14 protein-coding genes are annotated in these 18,390 nt (G+C 75.1%); 10 read left to right on the plus strand and 4 right to left on the minus strand.

Annotated features, from left to right (window positions below; all coding sequences use genetic code 11):
- Positions 1-204 (minus strand): hypothetical protein (locus PV343_RS16635; protein WP_319147694.1); only part of this gene is annotated, 204 nt, incomplete at its 3' end.
- Positions 205-419: 215 nt separating this feature from the next.
- Here PV343_RS16635 and PV343_RS16640 point away from each other — a divergent pair.
- Positions 420-1,253, plus strand: coding sequence for a trypsin-like serine peptidase (locus PV343_RS16640; RefSeq protein ID WP_319147695.1), 834 nt, complete (start codon positions 420-422; stop codon positions 1,251-1,253).
- A gap of 28 nt (positions 1,254-1,281) precedes the next feature.
- On the opposite strand, the gene PV343_RS16645 is transcribed toward PV343_RS16640, so the two are convergent.
- Both PV343_RS16645 and PV343_RS16650 read right to left on the minus strand, forming a co-directional pair.
- The gene (locus PV343_RS16645; RefSeq protein ID WP_319147696.1) at positions 1,282-2,892 is read right to left on the minus strand and encodes an N-acyl-D-amino-acid deacylase family protein; all 1,611 of its coding nucleotides are present in this window, start codon (positions 2,890-2,892) and stop codon (positions 1,282-1,284) included.
- A 25-nt stretch (positions 2,893-2,917) separates the two neighbouring features.
- Positions 2,918-4,195, minus strand: coding sequence for an amino acid deaminase (locus PV343_RS16650; protein WP_319147697.1), 1,278 nt, complete (start codon positions 4,193-4,195; stop codon positions 2,918-2,920).
- Positions 4,196-4,353: 158 nt separating this feature from the next.
- On the opposite strand from PV343_RS16650, the gene PV343_RS16655 reads away from it, so the two are divergent.
- From PV343_RS16655 to PV343_RS16675, 5 genes are all read left to right on the plus strand, one after another.
- Positions 4,354-5,421, plus strand: coding sequence for a sugar kinase (locus tag PV343_RS16655; protein WP_319147698.1), 1,068 nt, complete (start codon positions 4,354-4,356; stop codon positions 5,419-5,421).
- On the plus strand, positions 5,418-6,182 hold the full coding sequence (locus tag PV343_RS16660) for an IclR family transcriptional regulator (protein ID WP_319147699.1): 765 nt from the start codon (positions 5,418-5,420) through the stop codon (positions 6,180-6,182). Before PV343_RS16655 ends, PV343_RS16660 begins: the two co-directional genes overlap by 4 nt.
- Positions 6,179-6,589: a RidA family protein gene (locus PV343_RS16665; RefSeq protein WP_319147700.1), complete on the plus strand. Its 411-nt coding sequence runs from the start codon at positions 6,179-6,181 to the stop codon at positions 6,587-6,589. The genes PV343_RS16660 and PV343_RS16665 overlap by 4 nt, the downstream gene beginning before the upstream one ends.
- Before the next feature lie 161 nt (positions 6,590-6,750).
- Positions 6,751-8,226 (plus strand): GntP family permease, encoded by a 1,476-nt coding sequence (locus PV343_RS16670; protein ID WP_319147701.1) that lies wholly within the window; start codon positions 6,751-6,753, stop codon positions 8,224-8,226.
- Positions 8,227-8,239: 13 nt separating this feature from the next.
- Positions 8,240-12,421 (plus strand): CHAT domain-containing protein, encoded by a 4,182-nt coding sequence (locus tag PV343_RS16675; RefSeq protein WP_319147702.1) that lies wholly within the window; start codon positions 8,240-8,242, stop codon positions 12,419-12,421.
- On the opposite strand, the gene PV343_RS16680 is transcribed toward PV343_RS16675, so the two are convergent.
- Positions 12,402-14,210, minus strand: a complete 1,809-nt coding sequence (locus PV343_RS16680) for a caspase family protein (RefSeq protein WP_319147703.1) — start codon at positions 14,208-14,210, stop codon at positions 12,402-12,404. The genes PV343_RS16675 and PV343_RS16680 overlap by 20 nt on opposite strands.
- A gap of 130 nt (positions 14,211-14,340) precedes the next feature.
- Here PV343_RS16680 and PV343_RS16685 point away from each other — a divergent pair, with 130 nt between their 5' ends.
- Genes PV343_RS16685 through PV343_RS16700 form a run of 4 tightly spaced genes read left to right on the plus strand, consistent with a single transcriptional unit; the run spans position 14,341 to position 18,375 of the window.
- Positions 14,341-14,805 (plus strand): hypothetical protein, encoded by a 465-nt coding sequence (locus tag PV343_RS16685; protein ID WP_319147704.1) that lies wholly within the window; start codon positions 14,341-14,343, stop codon positions 14,803-14,805.
- A gap of 41 nt (positions 14,806-14,846) precedes the next feature.
- Positions 14,847-17,084 carry a hypothetical protein gene (locus tag PV343_RS16690; protein WP_319147705.1) on the plus strand — a complete coding sequence of 746 codons (2,238 nt, stop codon included), beginning with the start codon at positions 14,847-14,849 and terminating at the stop codon, positions 17,082-17,084.
- Entirely contained in the window at positions 17,081-17,827 is a 747-nt protein-coding gene (locus PV343_RS16695; protein ID WP_319147706.1) for a hypothetical protein, read from the plus strand. Before PV343_RS16690 ends, PV343_RS16695 begins: the two co-directional genes overlap by 4 nt.
- Positions 17,824-18,375, plus strand: a complete 552-nt coding sequence (locus PV343_RS16700; RefSeq protein ID WP_319147707.1) for a hypothetical protein — start codon at positions 17,824-17,826, stop codon at positions 18,373-18,375. Before PV343_RS16695 ends, PV343_RS16700 begins: the two co-directional genes overlap by 4 nt.
- Positions 18,376-18,390: the final 15 nt, after the last annotated feature.

Here is an 18,390-nt window from a genome sequence, read left to right on the forward strand (position 1 = left end):
GCCGAAAAGCGGCTCGCCGGCCGCCACCACCGGTGGGCCCGGCGTCGTCTCCGCGCCGCCCGTCGCGTCCACGCCTGGTTCGGCGCCCGCCACCACCGCGCCGGCCGGCGGGCCGACGCGCACGGCCACGACACCGCCCGGCACGCCCGGCGGATCGCCGTCCACCGCGGCGTCCGCCTCGCCCGAACCGACCCTCACCGGCACGCCGACCGCCTCCTGGACCGCCGGCCACCCGGGCCACGGCCACGGCCACGGCGGCGGCAGGAAGCCCGGGGACGTCCGGAACTGACGGTCCGTCGGGGAAAACGTTCGCCTACGCCTCCTTGCCCAGGCATGCCCCTCTCGTGAGAATGCTCATGACAAGACAGCGGGCGGCCGGAAGATCTCCGGTCGCTCACGTCTGCAGAGGGGACCCCCACATGAACAAGCCTCTCCTGGCCGCACTCTCCTCCCTGGCGATCGCCGGGGTCGGTGCGGCTCCCGCGGTCGCCGCTCCCCAGGCCAAGGCGGCAGCGGCGGTGACCGTCAACTTCGCCGGGACCGTCTCGCTCAGCAACTGCTCCGGCTCGGTCATCCGCTTCCCGAACTCCGCGGACACCGACCCGGCGCTGGTGCTGACCAACGGCCACTGCCTGGAGACCGGTTTCCCGGCACCCGGACAGGTCATCACCGGCCAGTCCTCCAGCCGCAGCTTCGGCCTGCTGAACGCCTCCGGCAGCCGGGTCGGCACGCTCCGCGCCAACCAGGTCGTCTACTCGACCATGACGGACACGGACGTCACGATCTACCGCACCACCACCACCTACGCGGCGATCAGGAGCACCTACGGGATCAGCCCGCTCACCGTGCAGGACACGCACCCGACCGCCGGCACCGCCATCAAGGTCGTCTCCGGCTACTGGAAGCGCACCTACAGCTGCAACATCGACGGGTTCGTGTACCGGCTGAAGGAGGGCGACTGGACCTGGAAGGACTCCGTCCGCTACACCTCCGCCTGCAACACCATCGGCGGCACCTCGGGCTCGCCCGTGATCGACACGAGCACCGGCAAGGTGGTCGCCGTCAACAACACGGGCAACGAGGACGGCCAGCGCTGCACCGAGAACAACCCCTGCGAGGTCGACGCGAGCGGCAACGTGACCGTCCGTCAGGGCATCAACTACGCCGAGGAGACCTACCTCATCCCGGCGTGCTTCACCACCGGCAACAAGCTCAACCTGAGCGCGGCGGGCTGCGCCCTGCCCAAGCCGTAGCGCCGGTCCGTAGCGCCGGTCCGGGCGGTCACACCGGTGTCCGGCGGACCGCCCGGCCCGCGAGCACGTCCGTGCGGCGGCCGTCGTCGATGACGAAGCGGCCGTCGACCAGGACGTACGGGATCCCGGTCGGGAGCGTCCGGGGCTCGGCGAAGGTGGCGCCGGGCCCCACCGTCGCGGGGTCGAAGAGCACCAGGTCGGCCCGGTGGCCCTCGCGCACCAGCCCGCGGTCCGGCAGCCGCAGCCGGGCCGCCGGGCGCCCGGTGAGGTGCGCGACGCACTCCTCCAGCGTCAGCACCCCGAGCTCCCGCACGTAGTGCCCGAGATAGCGCGGGAAGGTGCCGTACGCCCGCGGGTGGGGCTTGGCGCCCCGCAGGATGCCGTCCGAGCCGCCGGTGTGGGCGCGGTGCCGCATGATGGCGCGGACGTTCTCCTCGTGCCCGACGTGCTGCAGGACCGTCGTGCCGAGCCGGTCCTCGACGAGCAGCCGGCGGGCGGTCGCCCACGGGCTCTCGCCGCGCTGTCCGGCCGACTCCCGCACGGTGCGCCCGACATGGTCCGCGAGCGCCGGGTCGGCCACCCCGGAGATCTCGATCGTCTCCCACTCCACGGGGACGCCGTGGCAGCCGTCCGAACCAGTCGCCTCCAGGTCGTGCCGGATCCGCTCGGCCGTCGCCGGGTCCGTGAGCCGGGCCAGCACTTCCTCCGGGCCGCCCTCGCTCGCCCAGCTCGGCAGCAGCGCGGCCAGCGTGGTGCAGCCGGGGGTGTAGGGATAGGTGTCCAGGGTGATGTCCGCGCCCGCGTCCAGTGCCTCGTCGAGCAGGGCCAGCAGCTCGGGCGCCCGGCCCCGGTTCACGCCGAAGTTCATCGTCGCGTGGGCCAGGTGCAGCGGGCAGCCCGCCTCCCGGGTCAGCGCCACCATCTCGGCGTAGGCATCCAGGGCGCCGGCGCCGTAGGAGCGGTGGTGCGGGCAGTAGTAGCCGCCGTACCGCGCCACCACCCGGCACAGCGCGGTCAGTTCGGCGTCCCCGGCGTACATGCCGGGCGTGTAGGTGAGCCCGGAGGACAGGCCGACCGCGCCCTGCTCCAGGCCCTCCGCCACCAGGTGCCGCATGCGGTCCAGCTCCGCCGGGGTGGCCGCGCGGTCCTCCCAGCCGACGACGAGGGCGCGGACCGTGCCCTGCGGGACCAGGTAGGCGGCGTTCACGGCGATCCCGCGGTCGAGCCGGTCCAGGTACTCGCCCACCGACCGCCAGTCGAAGTCGACGTCCTCGCCGTATCCGTTCCAGCCCGTGATCGCCCGGCGGACCTCCTCCAGCGTGCGGTCGTCCACCGGGGCGTACGACAGCCCGTCCTGGCCGAGCACCTCCAGCGTGACCCCCTGCGCGGCCTTCGCGCTGTGGTCGGGGTCGCGCAGCAGGGCGAGGTCGGAGTGCGCGTGCATGTCGATGAAGCCGGGGGAGAGGACCAGCCCCTCCGCGTCCAGCTCCCGCCGCGCGCCGGGCCGCTGGCAGCCGGCCGCGGCGGCCTCCTTGACGATGGCGACGATCCGGCCGCCGTCGACCACCACGTCGGCGCGGTAGGAGTCGGCGCCGCTGCCGTCGACGACGTCGGCGTCCCGGATGACCAGGTCCTCCATGGCACTCCCTCGAAGAACGTACGGGCTAGAAGAAGGTGCGGATGTAGTCCACGACCGTGCCGTCCGCCTCGGCCACCGGGATCAGCTGCCACTTGTCGAAGGACGTGCAGGGGTGCGAGAGGCCGAAGCCGACCCAGTCGCCCACCTCCAGGTCCGCCTGCGCCTCCGTGCGCAGCCAGGCGTGCTGGTCGGACAGGCCGGTCACGCTCACCCCTGCGGCCGGCCGCTCGGTGCCGTCCCGGCGGACCACCTGGGCCTCGGGCAGGTCCAGGTCGTGGGCCGCGTCCCGCTTGCCCGCGTTGGCGAAGGCCTGTTCCGGCGAGGGGCGGGAGACGACCTGCGCCCACAGCCGGAAGGCCGGCTCCAGGGCGCCCTCCTCGGGGACCCGGGCGAACGGGGTGAGCCTGCGGTAGTGCCCGTCGTCGTGCGAGACGTACGCGCCCGACCGCAGCAGCCTCAGGACCGGCAGGGAGAGCGCGGGCAGCTCGGCGAAGACCTCGGCGACGGCGTCGAACCAGGCGCTGCCGCCCGCGCTCACCACGATCTCCTCCGCCCCGGAAAAGCGCCCGTCCTTGTCCAGGCCGGCGGCGAGCGCCGTCAGCCGCCGCAGATAGGCCGTCACCCGCTCGTGGTCGGCGCGCGGCACCTCGCCCTCGTACCCCGCGACCCCGACCAGCCGCAGCGTCTCCGTGGCGGCCACGGCGTCGGCGACGGCGGCGCACTCCGCCTCCGTGCGCACACCGGTGCGGGCGCCCTCGCCCGCGGCCAGCTCCACCACGACGTCCACCGGCCGGGCGGCGCCGCGCAGCGCCGCGTCCATCAGCTCCACCCCGCGCACGGAGTCGACGTAACAGACGAAGCGGAAGTCCGGGTCGGTGGCCAGATCGTCGGCGATCCGGCGCAGGGCGGCCGGGTCGACCAGCTCGTTGGCCAGGAAGATCCGCTCGATCCCGAACGCCCGGGCCACCCACACCTGGTGCGGCACCGCCAGCGTGATGCCCCAGGCGCCGTGCTCGATCTGCCGGTGGAAGAGCTGCGGGGCCATCGAGGTCTTGCCGTGCGGGGCGAACGCCAGGCCGTGCCGGGCCGCGTACGTCTCCATGAGCGCGAGGTTGTGTGCGAGGCGCTCGGCGGACAGGGCGAGCACGGGGGTGGTGAAGCCGTCGGTGAAGAGGTTGCGGCGCTGGCCGGCCAGCTCGGCGACGGTCAGGCCCACGGCGTCCGGCGGAAGGCCCTTGAAGCGGTGGTCGACCCGGTCCTCGGCGAGGTGGGCGAGCGCTTCGGTGCCGGTGTCGCGGGCCATCCAAGCCTCCTGATCTGGTGCGTTGCGTTATATGCAACGTCCGTTGCGTATGTCGCTCAGTGCTGTCTAACATCTCGGCCGACACGGGGTCAACGAATCCGCCGCCACCCGGCGACCGGCGACCCTCACCCCACGACCGACGAGGAGCCTCTCCCATCGTGACCGCCGACGGCCATCTCAGCGCCGCACCCGACGTCGTGGACGTCGTCGCGCTCGGCGAGTCCATGGTCACCTTCCTGCCCACCCGTCCCGGCCGCCTCGCCGACGTGCCCTCCTTCGACCGGGGCATCGGGGGAGCGGAGTCCAACGTGGCCTGCGCGCTCAGCGCGTTCGGCCACTCGGCGCGCTGGGTGAGCCGGGTGGGCGCCGACGGGTTCGGGCAGCACCTGGTGGAGACGGTCGGGCGGTACGGGGTCGACGTCTCCCGCGTACGACGGGACAGCGCCCGGCCGACCGGCGTGTACTTCCGCACCGCCGGGGACCGGGGGACGGACGACCACGAGGTGGCCTACTACCGGGCGGGCTCGGCGGCCTCCGCGATGAGCCCCGCCACCGTGGACCTGGCCGCGGCCCGCGCCGGACGCGTGCTGCACCTGTCCGGCATCACGGCCGCGCTGTCCGGGGACTGCCTCGAACTGCTGCGCGTCCTCACGGCGCCCGCCGCCGGCCGCCCCCTGGTCTCCTTCGACGTCAACCACCGCCCCGGGCTGTGGCCCGACCCTGCGGCGGCCCAGGTGCTGCTCGGCCTCGCCCGCCGCGCCGACCTGGTGTTCGTCGGCGAGGACGAGGCCGAGCAGGCGTGGGGGACCGGCGGCGGACCCGGGGCGGTCCGGGCGGCACTGCCCGAGCCGCGCCTGCTGGTGGTGAAACAGGGGAGCGGCGGCGCGACCGTGTTCGCGCGCGGGGACGTCGACCCGGACGGCACCCGGCCCGTCTTCCAGTCCGCGCCGGCCGTGGACGTCGTGGCCACCGTCGGCGCGGGGGACGCCTTCGCCGCCGGCTTCCTCTCCGGCACCCTGCGCGGGCTGCCGCTGCGCGACCGGCTCCGGCACGGCCACCTCATGGCCGCCGCCACCCTCACCGTCCCCGGCGACCTCGCCACCCCGCCCGCCCGGAGCCACGCCGACCGGCTGGCGGCCCTGGACGACGAGGCATGGGGGAGACTTCGACTCGGCCCCGGCTGGACCGACGCCGCACGGGCCCCGGAGGAGGCGAACACCCCATGAGTCAGACCGTCGACCGCGCCCTGAGCATCCTGCCGTTGCTCGCCGAGGGCCCCGCGGACCTCGGACAGGTCGCCGACCGGCTCGGCGTCCACAAGTCCACGGCCCTGCGCCTCCTGCGCACCCTGCACGAACACGGCCTGGTCTACCGCCAGTCCGACCAGCGCTACCGTCTCGGCGCCCGCCTCTTCGCGCTCGCCCAGGAGGCGATGGAGAACCTCGACATCCGCGAGATCGCCCACCCCCACCTGGTCCGCCTCAACGAGAGCTGCGGCCACACCGTGCACCTCGCGGTCCACGAGGAGAACGAGGTCCTCTACATCGACAAGGTCGACAGCCGTTACCCGGTCCGCATGTACTCGCGGATCGGCAAGCCCGTCGCCATCACCGTCGCCGCGGTCGCCAAACTGCTCCTGGCCGACCTGCCCGAGGCCGAGCGCCGCGCCCTCGCGGAGAAGCTCGACTATCCCCTGTACACGGCCCGTTCCACCCCCAACGCGACCGCGTTCCTGCGGGAGTTGGAGCAGGTGCGCGAACAGGGCTGGGCCACCGACCTCGGTGGCCACGAGGAGTCCATCAACTGCGTCGCGGCCCCCGTCCGGGGCGCCGACGGCCGGGTGGTCGCCGCGATGTCGGTCTCCGCGCCGAACGTCGTCGTCACCGCCGAGGAACTCCTCTCCCTCCTCCCGCAGGTGCGCCGTACGGCGGACGCGATCAGCGGCGAGTACTCCGGAAGAACCCCAGTGAAGGACCGCACCGTATGACCGACAAGATCGCGCTCACCCCGAAGACCCACACCACCCCGCCCGCGACGTTCTCCCACGGGGTGCGCAAGGGCAACATCCTCCAGGTCGCCGGCCAGGTCGGCTTCCTGCCCGCCGAGGAGGGCAAGCCCCCCACGCCGGCCGGCCCCACGCTGCGCGAGCAGACCCTGCAGACCCTCGCCAACGTCAAGGCGGTCCTGGAGGAGGGCGGCGCGAGCTGGGACGACGTCATGATGATCCGCGTCTACCTGACGGACGTGGACCACTTCCCGGAGCTGAACGAGATCTACGACGCGTACTTCGGGGAGCAGCACCTCACCCAGCCGCCCGCGGCCCGGACCACGGTCTACGTCGGTCTCCCGGCCGGCCTCCTCGTCGAGATCGACGCCCTCGCCGTCCTGAGCTGACGGAACTCCGCCGACGCGAGTCCAGCCGGTCCCGCTGATCGCGCAGACTCCACCGATCACGCCTGTCCCGCACGTCCCGCACGGCGCGGCACCCCCTCCGGGTGCCGTGCCGCGCCGCCCCCTGCCCGAAAGCACGATGCACTTACCCAGAGGACCCCCGTATGCCCGTTCCGCTCGCCGCCACCGCCCCCGTCGCCCCACCCCACACCGGAGGACTGCTCCTCCTCGTCGACGGCACCGCCGGCCTCCTCACGGTCGCCGCCGTCGGCATAGCCCTGCTGCTCTTCCTGATCATCAAGGTCCGGCTGCAGCCGTTCGTCGCCCTGCTCGCCGTCTCCATAGCCGTCGGCCTGCTGGCCGGCCTCTCGGTCACCGAACTCTTCGGCACCGTCCAGCGCTCCGACGCGGTCTCCACCATCGAGTCCGGCATGGGCGGCATCCTCGGCCACGTCGCCGTCATCATCGGCCTGGGCACCATGCTCGGCGCGATCCTGGAGGTGAGCGGCGGCGCCGAGGTGCTGGCCTCCCGGCTGCTGGGCCTCTTCGGCGAGCGGCGCGCGCCCCTCGCCATGGGCCTGACCGGCCTGATCTTCGGCATCCCGGTCTTCTTCGACGTCGGCATCTTCGTGCTCGCGCCGCTCGTGTACGCGGCCGCCAAGCGTGGCGGCAAGTCGATCCTGCTCTACTGCCTGCCCCTCCTCGCGGGCCTGTCCATGACGCACGCCTTCCTGCCGCCGCACCCCGGCCCGGTCGCCGCCGCCGGACTGCTGCACGTCCAGCTCGGCTGGGTCATCCTCATGGGCGTCGTCTGCGGTGTCCCGGCCGTCCTGGCCGCCTGGGCCTACTCCGCCTGGATCGGCAGGCGGATCTTCGTCGCGGTACCGCAGGACATGGCCGAGGCGGCGGAGGAGGCCAGGCGGGCCGTCCTCGCCGAACAGCGGGCCCAGGGTGTGGAGCCGCGGGAGACGCCGGTGCCGCTCGGCACGGTCCTCGCCATCATCGGCACGCCCCTGGTCCTGATCCTCGCCGCCACCTTCTCCTCCATCGCCCTCGACCCCTCGCCGGGCCGCTCGGTGCTGGAGTTCTTCGGCCACCCCTTCGTGGCCCTCACCATCGCCCTGCTGCTCGCCTACTACCTGCTCGGCATCCGGCGCGGCTGGTCCCGCACGTCCCTGGAGTCCGTGTCGACCTCGTCCCTCAAGCCGGTCGGCAACATCCTGCTGGTGGTGGGCGCGGGCGGCGTCTTCGGCGCCGTCCTGAAGGCGAGCGGGGTCGCCCAGGCCCTGTCCGACACCTTCAACGGCGTCGGCCTGCCGGTGATCGTCCTGGCCTACCTGATCTCGCTCGTGCTGCGGGTCGCCCAGGGCTCGGCGACGGTCGCCATCGTCACGACGGCCGGCATCGTCGCGCCGCTGCTGGCCGAGGGGCACCACTCCCAGGCGTTCACGGCTCTCGTCATCATGGCCGTCTCGGCCGGCTCCATCTTCGCCTCGCACGTCAACGACGGCGGCTTCTGGATGGTGGCCAAGTACTTCGGCATCAGCGAACGCGACACCCTGCGCACCTGGACCGTCCTGGAGTCGGTGCTCTCCGTGGCGGGGTTCGCGGTGGCGGCGGCGGTGAGCGTGTTCGTGTAGGCAGTATGGGCGGGTGACCTCCTTTCCGGACCACTCCGCCCCGCAGGCCGACCCGTTCGGCGACCTCACCGCCGAACGGGACGCCGTCTACGACCGGTTGGCGGAACTGTCCGCCGACGACCCGGAGGCGCCCGGCCTGTGCGGGTACGCCGGTGAGCTGAGCCACCGGCTGTACCTGCTCCGCGACGACCCCGGGCGCGACGAGGAACTCGACCTGGCCGCCGAGGCGTTCGAGATCGCCTTCCGCACCCCCGGCGACGGCCCGCGGTGGGCGTCCTGGCGGATCAGGTTCGGGCACCTGCGCGGTGTGCAGTACGAGAACGGCGGCGAAGCCGACGGCGGCGACCGGCAACTGATCGAGGAGTCCTGGCGGTTGCTGTCCGACGGCGTGGCCGCGCTGCCCGCCGACGACCCCGGCTCCGCCTGGGAGCGGGCGTGGGGGCGGTACATGCTCGCTCTGTGCGCCAAGCTCCGCGCCCTCGCCGAACCGGACTCCGCGCCGCTCCTGGAGGAGGCCCTGCACCGGCACACCGACGCGCTCGCGTACACCGAGCCGGGCGGCGAGGAGGAGACGGTGCTGCGGACCGGGGCGGCCCATCTGCACCTGCACCGCGCCCTGCACCTCGGCGACGCCGACGCCGCCGACGAGGCGGCACGCCACTACCGCGCATTGCTCGGCACCGCCCCGCCCGACGACATCCCCCTGCTGCGCTACGACCTGGGCCTCGCCGACCTCGTGCACGGCCGCGTCCGGGCCGACCGCGCCCGCCTCGAGTCCGCCCTCGACTCCTTCGACACCGCCCTGACCGAGAACCGCCGGGCGGGCGGCCCCGAGCCCGACTGGGCCTTCGAGGCCGAGGTCAACGCCCTCTTCGTCCGCGCCATGATCTGGTCCACCTGGAAGGACCTCGGCCAGAGCCTCACCGCCGAGATCGAGCTGCGCCGGCTGCTGGAACGGCCCGGCGCCGAGGACCGGATGCTGCCGCAGTACCTCGACCTGTTCGGGCGGCTGCTCTACGAGCGCGCCGCGGCCCGCGACGACGCCCCGGGCCGCGACCGCGGCATCGCCCTGGTACGCCGGGCCGTCGACCAGTGGGAGCCCGCCCGCGACGGCGACGTCACCGCCGCCGCGCTCTTCCTCGCCCTCTTCCAGCAGGCCCGCCACCACGACGACCCCGACCCCGCCCGGGCCCAGGACGTGCTGCGCGCCGCCACCCTGGTCCTGGAGGCCGAACACGACGTCCACGACCTCGCCCAGACCGCCCGCATGCTGGAGGGCTGGGCCCGCTTCACCCTCGCCGACCACGGTGTCCTGCCCGAGACCGACGGACGCCCGGAGGGACTCGACACCGACCTGCTGCGCCAGTCCGTCGCCACCCTCCTGGACGACTTCCGGGAGGGCCGGGCCTTCGTCGACTTCGGCGAGGAGGAGTTCGTGCGCGGCATGAGCCGGGACGTGGCCGGACAGCACCGCCGCGTCCAGGGCTTCGAACAGGCCCTCGCCCAGCTGCGCTCCCTCGACCCGGACACACCGGGCCGGGCCGAACTCGCCGCCCTGATGCTGTGCAACCTCACCGTCGTCGACCCGGAGGGCACCTACATCACCGCCGCGCACCGCCGGGAACTGACCGAGGCGGTGCTCCGGCGCGCGGAACACGACCCGGCCTGGCGGGGCAGGGCGCACGCCGTCACCGGCGTCGCCCGCCTGCACGAGGAGATGAGCGCCGGCTCCGGCGCCGGGCTCGACCAGGTGCTGGCCGACTTCGACCTCGCGGAGGCCGGCGGCGGCCTCGGCGGCGACGAGCACGCCTACGGCCTCACCCTGGCCCGGTTCGTCGCCCAGACCCAGCGCGGCCAGACCGGCGGCGCCGACGACGACATGGAGGCCGGCGCCGCGACCTGGCGGCGGCTGCGCTCGGACCCCGCCCTGCCCGGGCACGTGCGCCGCCTGATGGACCTCCAGCAGGCCGGCTTCGAGGCGCACGCCGCGGTCCGGCGCGGCGACCTCGCCGCCGCCGACCGGCACATCGCCCTGCTCACCGACGGCCACGCCACGCTCGGCGACGAGGACCCCACCCGGATCGAGATCCTCACCCTCCTGGAGAACGCCCGGGCCGGCCGCGACAACCTCGCCCGGCACCTCGGCGTCCCCCCGCTGCCCCCGCTCGCGGCCCGCCCGACCCCCGCCGAACTGCGCCGCCAGGCGCGCCGGCTGCCCCGCGACCACCGGGCCTGGGTGCTCGGCGACACCGGCATGACCCGCTTCGTGCGCGCCGTCACCCAGCAGGACGGGCCGGGCATCGTCGCCGCCATCGGCCTGCTCCGCGAGGCGCACGAGCTGTGCGAGCCGGGCAGCGACAGCCGCCTGCGCTACGCCAACGGCCTCGGCATCGCCCACTGCGCGCTGTCCGAGCTGGAGATCGACCGGGTGCGCCGCCGGGAGCGGCTGGCCAAGGGCATCGCCCTGCTGGAGGGCGCCTTCGAGGAGACCGGCGGCCCCGAGCACCGGCTGTACGCCGACACCGGCCTCGCCCTCGCCCGCGCCCACCGCACCCGCGACGACCTGCACCGCCGCGACCGCTCCAGCGCCCGTGCCCTCGGCCTGAAGTCACTGCGCGGCCACGCCTGGGCGGCCCTGCTGCAGTCGGGCACCGACCACGCGACGGTCGCCGCCGCGCAGGCCACCGGGGCCGCGCTCGAGGTGGCCGGCTGGTGCCTGAAGGACGACCGCCCCGAGGAGGCCCTCCAGGCCCTGGACGCCTGCCGGGGCCTGGTCCTGCACGCGGCCCTCACCTCCGCGACCGTCCCCGACCTGCTCACCGCCACCGGCAACGCCGACCTGGCCCGGGAGTGGGGCGCCGCGGGGGCGGAGCAACCCGCCGACCCGGTCACCGCCGTCAAGGCGCCGCAGGCCGTCCCCAGCGCCCTGCGCCGCCGCGTCCTGGCCGCCCTCACCGGCACCGACGCCCCCCACCAGGCCCGCCTCCTCGACCCGCCCGCGCCCGAGGAGGTCGCCGAGGCCCTGCGCGCCCTCACCAAGGACGCGCTGGTCTACCTCGTGCCGGCCGGCGAGGACACCCCCGGCACCGCCCTGGTCGTCACCTCCCGGGGCACGGCGCACGCGGTGCCCCTGCCCACCCTGAGCGAGGAAGCGGCCCCCCTCAAGGAGTACCGGCCGGGGGAGGAGGCGGCGCGCGACGGCGGCCCCGCGCCCGCCCGGGACCCCCGCGACCTCGGTCCCGTCCCCGGTTACCGGCCCACCGCCCCGCCCACCCTGCGCGCCCAGCTCGACCGGCTCTGCGGCTGGGCCTGGTACGCGGCGATGCGGCCCCTGCTGGAAGCCTTCGAGATGCCGGCCGGACGGCAGCCCCGGCTGGTCCTCGTCCCCATGGGCCGGCTCGGCCTCGTGCCCTGGCACGCGGCGTGGGAACCGGGCGGCCCGCGCGGCCGGCAGTACGCGCTCCAGGCCGCCGAGATCTCCTACGCCGCCTCCGCCCGCCTGCTGTGCCAGGTGGCCGCCCGCCCGGCCGCCGAGCACACCGGCGCCGCCCTGATCGTCGGCGACCCCACCGGCGACCTGCGGCACGCCGGTGAGGAGGCCGACGCCGTGCAGCGCGCCTTCTACCCGGACGCCCGCTTCCTCGGCCGCCGCACCACGGGCACCTCGGACGGGCCGGGCACCCCAGGCGAGGTACTGGGCTGGCTGCGTGAGACACCCGACGACGGTGCGGTGCTGCATCTCGCCTGCCACGCCTCCGTCGCCGAGAACGCCCGCCGCAGCGCCTACCTCGCCCTGCACGACGGGCAGCTCGCGGCGGAGGAGATCACCGGCGCCGGCGGCGACCGGCTCGCACTCGTCCTGCTGGCCGCCTGCCGCAGCCACGTCTCGGGCCGCGGCCACAACGAGGCCTACAGCCTCGCCACCGCCTTCCTCGCGGCGGGCGCCCGCTCGGTCGTCGGCTCGCTGTGGCCGGTACCGGACGAGGCGACCTCGGTGCTGATGTTCCTCACCCACCACTTCCTGCGCACCCACGGCGAACCCCCGGCCCGGGCGCTGCGCCGGGCCCAGCTGTGGATGCTCAACCCCGACCGTGAACTGCCCGCCGGACTGCCGGAGTTCCTCGCCGAGCGGGCCGGCCGCATCGACCCGCACGACCTGAGCGCCTGGGCCGGCTTCACGCACCTCGGCCGGTGACGGGGCCCGGCACCAGCGTGCGCAGCGGCACGGTCACCGCCGTCCAGCGACCCGACGTGCCCAGCACCGGGCCGAGAACGCGGCGCTTGCCGGCCGCGCCCCAGGCGGGCAACTGGAACGGCACTGTGCTCAACTCACGGTCCGCGACCACGAGTTTCAGCCAGTCCCGGGCCTCGGCTCCCGGCTCCACCGGCCGGGAGGCGGGCAGCGAGAGCTGCACCGGATCACCGTCCAGCGCGTGGCCCGTGTGCCCCGGTCCGATGAAGTGCCCGGGATAGAGCACCGTGTTGACGGCGTAGTCGTCGGTCAGGTCGAGCAGGACGCACCACAGGGTGCGGTCGGGGGAGCGGTTGTGCAGGCGGATCGACACCCACGGCGGGCGCAGGGCGTCGTCGTACGCGCAGACGACGTCCCCGGAGGCGTCCGGCCGCAGCGGCTCCTCCGTGCCCCACCGGGTGATCTCCAGCTCCACCAGACCGTCCAGCAGCGAGCGCCGCGGGGCGAGGTCGCGCAGCCGGTGCCAGTGGGTGAGGTGCGCCAGGCAGTCCGCCACCCGCGGCGCGTTCGCCGGTCCCGCGTACGGCAGCGGAGCGGTGAACTCCGTACCGTCCCGGCGCAGCACGCGCGCCGCGCCGCCGTCCACCCGCACCCGGAAGTGCAGTCCGTGCGCCGCCTCGGGCCCGTCCACCGCCCGCACCAGCGGCCCGAGCGCCCCGCGCACCCGGCGCACCGCGTCCGCCGGGCCGTCCACCGTCACGCTGGCCGGGGGCAGTGCCACCGACGACAGCGCCACCGGGTACACCCGCTCCGGGTCCGGATCCCAGTCCACCGGCGCGACCAGCGTTCGCGCCGTCGACACCGCCAGCGCCCGTACGACACCCCGGCCGGGGCCCTCGTCCAGCGCGGCGAACGTGGTGCCGCCCGCCTCGGCGCCGTCCTCCCGCAGCCCGTGCACCGCGCCGCAGTCCACCTCCCAGCCGTCGGCCGCGTAGCGCAGCAGCAGCCGGGCGTCGGTCGCGCGGAGGGCCTGTTCGCCGAGCAGCGGACGGTCCGCCGCACCGCCCGGCAGATCGGGCCAGAGCACCGGGTGCTGGGTGCTGCCCGCCCGCTGCACCCGCGCGGCGGCCGCCGACAGCAGCTCACGGCAGGTCGCGGCCGGACCGGCCGCCCGAGCCGCGCCCACCAGCGCGTGCGTGAACGCCCCGTGCGGGCGCCCGTCGAACCAGCCCTCGTACGACGGCTCGTTCAGCCGGCTCGCCGCCAGCAGCACGTGCCGGGCCGGACCGCGGGCCGCCTCGGCGCCCAGATCCCAGCCGGGCCGCGGCGGCGCGTACCGTACGCCGAGTTCCGCCTCCCGGGTCGCGCCCCCCGAGTGGCAGCAGTCCAGGACGGCCACCACCTGGGCGCCGCCCGCCGCGGCCAGGTCCAGCAGCGCGCCGAGGCGCTTGTCGGGCAGCGGCCCGTCCACGCACACCAGCGCCTGGTTCCGGCCCGTGGCCTCGATCAGCAGATCGTCCCCGGAGGCCGTCTCCTGGGTGCCGTGCCCGGAGAACCACAGCAGCGCGGTGTCCCCGGGACCGGCCGAGCCCAGGTGCTCCAGCACCGCGTCCGACACCGCCGCCACCGTGGCCCCGGCGTCCGCCAGGACCCGCACGTCGGCCCGCCCCCGGGCGAGGTCCGCCAGCAGCCGGCCGGCCTCGGCGATGTCGTTGGCGCAGCCGCCCAGCGGCCTCGCCACGTCGGCGGGATAGTCGTCGATGCCCACCAGCAGGGCCTTGATCGTCGCCATGACCGGCAGTCTGCCAGTGTCGTCACGGTGTCGATCGGTCGGTAACGGATGCGCTCTTGACGCAACGTCACTAATCTTCTATCTCCGTGCATCGCACAACCGCTCACCACCCATGACTCTCGGGGGACACATGGGGTACACCGAACGGCCACGCCGTCTCGTGCGGCCGGCGGCACCGGGTCCGGGCGCCCGGCCGGCCACCGCACCCGCGCGCCTGGCACCCGCCGCGGCCCGCGGCGAGCTGTACCGGCCGCGCCCAGGCCAGTTGCTGGAGGCGGTCGCGCGGCTCGACGCCGGCCTCGACGAGCAGGCCTGCCGGTCGCTGGCCGAGTGGATCCGCGAGCAGTACGCGACGGAGTACGGCTCGGTCCCGCTCGGCTTCGTCGCCCGCTGCTACCTGGGCCCGCCCTACGTGGACCACCAGCTCAACCTGTTCCACGTCATCGTGCGGCACTTCGCCCCCGCCGAGCCGATGCCCGAGCCGTTCTCCGCCGCCCGCATGCTCGCCCGCTCCGGCGGCTACGCCCACGTCGAGGTCTACGAGGACGGCATGGTCCTGCCCGTCCTGGACGACGGCACCGTCGTCCGCCCCTGACTCCCGCCCGCTCACCCCGCAGCACCCGAACGGAGCTCCGCATGCCCGAGGTCGACTACACGCTGCGCCGCCAGGTGCAGGAGGTCAGCAACCTCGTCATCAGACTCAGCGAGAGGGTCGGCTCCGTGTCCGGCCAGGTCTCCGCCGTCGAGGCCAACCAGCAGCAGACCCGCACCGAACTCCAGCAGCTGCGCGACGAGTTCCTCGCGTTCGCCCAGCGGGCGCAGGCCATCGCGAACGTGCAGCGCGCCGAGACCCGCATCGGCGCCATCGAGGACAGGATCGACCACGAGTTCGGCCACCACAAGACGGTCCGCCGCACCGCGGTCGGCATGCTCCAGGCCTTCGACGTCGGCCTGGTGTCGGAGGAGAACGTCCGCCTGGTCGGCGACCAGCTGATGCTCCAGACCCCCCGCTACTGGCTCGCCCCCGCCCTGGTCGCCCTCGCCTCCTGGTCCGCCGACGACCGCACCCTGTGCGACCGGGCGGTCGACGAGGCGTTCCGCCGCTCGCCCGACCGCACCTCCCTCTTCTTCGCGCTCGTCCTGCGCCGCCAGGGCCGCTCCGAGGCCGCCGTGCGCTGGCTGCGGCACTACCTCCTGGCCCAGGACCCGGCCGCGCTCGGGCGCGAGTTCGCGATCATCCTGGAGGCCATCGCCCAGGGCGCCTTCGGGCCCGTCGGCCGCGAGCTGCTGGACCGCACCCTCGCCGAGTGGCGCTCCCAGCTCATGGACAACGCCGACGCGCAGGCCAGGCAGGTCCGGCGCTGGCGCGACGAGCTGGAGTCCCTGCGCGGGCCGTCCCAGGCGGCGGAGTTCCCGCGCCTGGCCGCCGTCTCCCCGCAGTGGGTCACCCTCGACGGCGTCCTGTCCTCGGCGCGCGGCCAGCAGCCGGTGCTGGACAAGTACACGGCCATCATGGACCGCGAGTTCAGGCCGTCGGAGCGCATCGAGGACGCCGTCGACGACATCCTCGACCGGCTGGTCTCCGAGTACGACAACGAGGAGCTGCCGCTCCGCCGTGACCTCGCCTTCAACCAGGCGGTGGTCGACCACGACGGCGACCTCGACACCGCCCGCGGGACCGCCGACGCGGACGCCGCCTCGTACGAGGAGACCCTCGACTACCTGACCGTGCAGACCACCGCGGCGCTCAACCCCGGCGCCATCGGCACCTCGCCGGCCACCCAGCGGCTCTCCGTCGCGGCCTGCCACGAGTGGTTCCAGCAGGCGCACGCCGCCCACACCCGCGACTACCGGGCCGCCGTGCCGCAGGACGTCCAGGCCCAGTTCGCCACCAGCCACTCCGTGGGGTCGCGCCTCTTCCAGCTACCCGCCTGGGTCGGTTCCTTCACCCAGCCGCTGGCCGCCCTGGAGAAGTCGCTCGGCGACCACTGGGACCACCACACCGGCCCGTTCGTGGACGCGCTCGCCTTCCCGTGGGTGAAGAAGGTGGCCCCGGCGGCGGCCGTGGTCGCGGCGATCCTCCTCTTCCTGGCCGGCAACTGGCCCCTCTTCGCGGTCACCGCCGCCGCGGTCGTCGGCCTCGTCTGGGGCCTGGTCCTGCGCAGCCAGGCCCAGACCGCGGCCCGCGCCCAAGCGGCGGCCCGCGAGCTGCTGGAGCGGGCCAAGACCGAATCCCTGCACCAGCTCCGCGGCGCCTCAGCCGAACTGACGGACTGGTACGACAAATTCACGACCGCCGACAAGACCGAGGCGCAGGTGCGATCCCTGATCGCCACCCTGCCCACGGCGGGCGGCGCCCCCTCCCCGTTCGAGGGCCGCACGATCCCCAAGAACCCCGGCCCGACCTCGGACTCCGGGTCCCCCTGGGCCGCCTCGTCCAAGCCCCGGCCGGGCGACGAAGCGGCGTCGGAGCCTTCCGGCGAGCCTGCCCCCACGGCGGACGGCCAGGCCGGCTGGGCCGCATCGCCTGAGTCCCGGCCGGGCGAGTCGAAGCCGGGGTCGGGCGCCGGGGCCGGGACGTCGTCGGGTGACCGGGAGTCGCCTTGGGCCGCTTCGGCCGAGTCCCGGCCGGGCGGGGAGCCCCCGCTGGCCTCGTCGCGCGAGTCGGAGCCGACGCCGGGCGCCGAGGTGCCGGACGACAAGTCGCCTTGGGCCGCTTCGGCCAAGCCCCGGCCGGGCGGTGCGCCGTCGTCCGGGTCGTCCGGTGGCGACGCCGAGGCCCACGAGAAGGCATTTCCCGAACCCCGGACCGGCGAGGAGGCTTCGGCCGACGAGGAGTCCGTGCCCGAGCACCAGGAGGACAGCGCCCGATGAGCACGCCACCGCCGCCCGCCCCCCAGGGCCAGGGCCCGACCGCCCCGCAGTCCCCGTGGGCGTCCGCGTCCCAGCCCGCAGCCCCGGGCACCGCCCAGCAGCCCCTCGGTCCCGCCGACACCGGTCAGCAGCCCCCCGCCCCCGGCACCGGCCACCAGCCACCGGGGTACACCGGCACCGCACAGCAGCCCGCCGCGCCCGGCACCGCACAGCAACCCGCCCCGTCCCCCTGGGCCGCCGCCCCCGGCGCGCCCGCTCCGGACACCGGGCCGCAGCCCTCGCCCGCTACGGACACCGGGCCGCAGCCTTCCGCCGCCCCCGGCACCGCGCCGCAGAACGCCCCCGCCCCCTGGGTCGCAGCCCCAGGCGGCACGCCGCAGCCCTCGGCCGCTCCGGACACCGGGCCGCAGCCTTCGCCCTGGGCCGCCGCCCCGGGCGCCACCCCCGCTCCGGGCATCGCGCCGCAGTCCGCCTCCGGCCGGTCGGCCACCCCCGGCCCCGGCCGGCCGACCGCCTCCGGCACCGGTCAGCCCCCCACCCCCGAAGCCGCGCAGCGCCCCGCCTCGCCGTGGGCCGCTTCCGCCGACGCCGGGCGGGTGCAGGCGTCGCCCTGGGCCGCGCAGCGCGGGCCGCAGCGGGAGCGGGTGACCAGCAGGCTGCGGCGGGTCGTGGAGGGGCTGCCGGACTGGGAGCCGCTGCCGCCCGGCGAGACCCTCGTCCGCCGGCCGGGCAGCGGCGCGTGAGCGGCCTGTGGGGCGACGGCGGCCCCTACCAGGCGTGGGTCGGCTTCCTGGGCCGCTGGGCCGCCCTGGAGCCCGCCGACCCCGCCGGGCTGCCCCCGCTGGCCGAGGAGCAGTACGACAGCGACACCTGGGTGCGGCTGACCCAGCACCTCACCAGCGCCCTGAACACCCGCCTGGTCACGTGGGCCGAGCACCTCGTGCGGGCCCTCGGCGAGGCCCGGGACGAGTTCAGCTTCGGCCGCGAACTCGCCCAGGCCCGCACCGGCCTGCACACCATCCGCGCGCTGGCCGCCCACCCCGGCCTCCCGGAGTCCCTGCGCACCCGGCTGACCGAACTGGTCGACAACGAGATCACCCAGGTGCAGGCCCAACTGGAGCGGAACCTCGACGCCGAGACCAGACGCGGCACCGACCCGCGCCTGGTCGAGCGCCGCCGCCGCACCCTGCGGGACAACGCGCTGACCGCCACCTTCACCGTGACCCGGAGCCCGGACGCCTGGTCGTACGACCCATCGGCCCCGCCCAGACGCCGCATCCTGCCCGGCTGACGCCCGCCCGGCTGA

This window comes from Streptomyces sp. WI03-4A, from assembly GCF_033792105.1.
Classification (GTDB): Bacteria; Actinomycetota; Actinomycetes; order Streptomycetales; family Streptomycetaceae; genus Streptomyces; species Streptomyces collinus_A.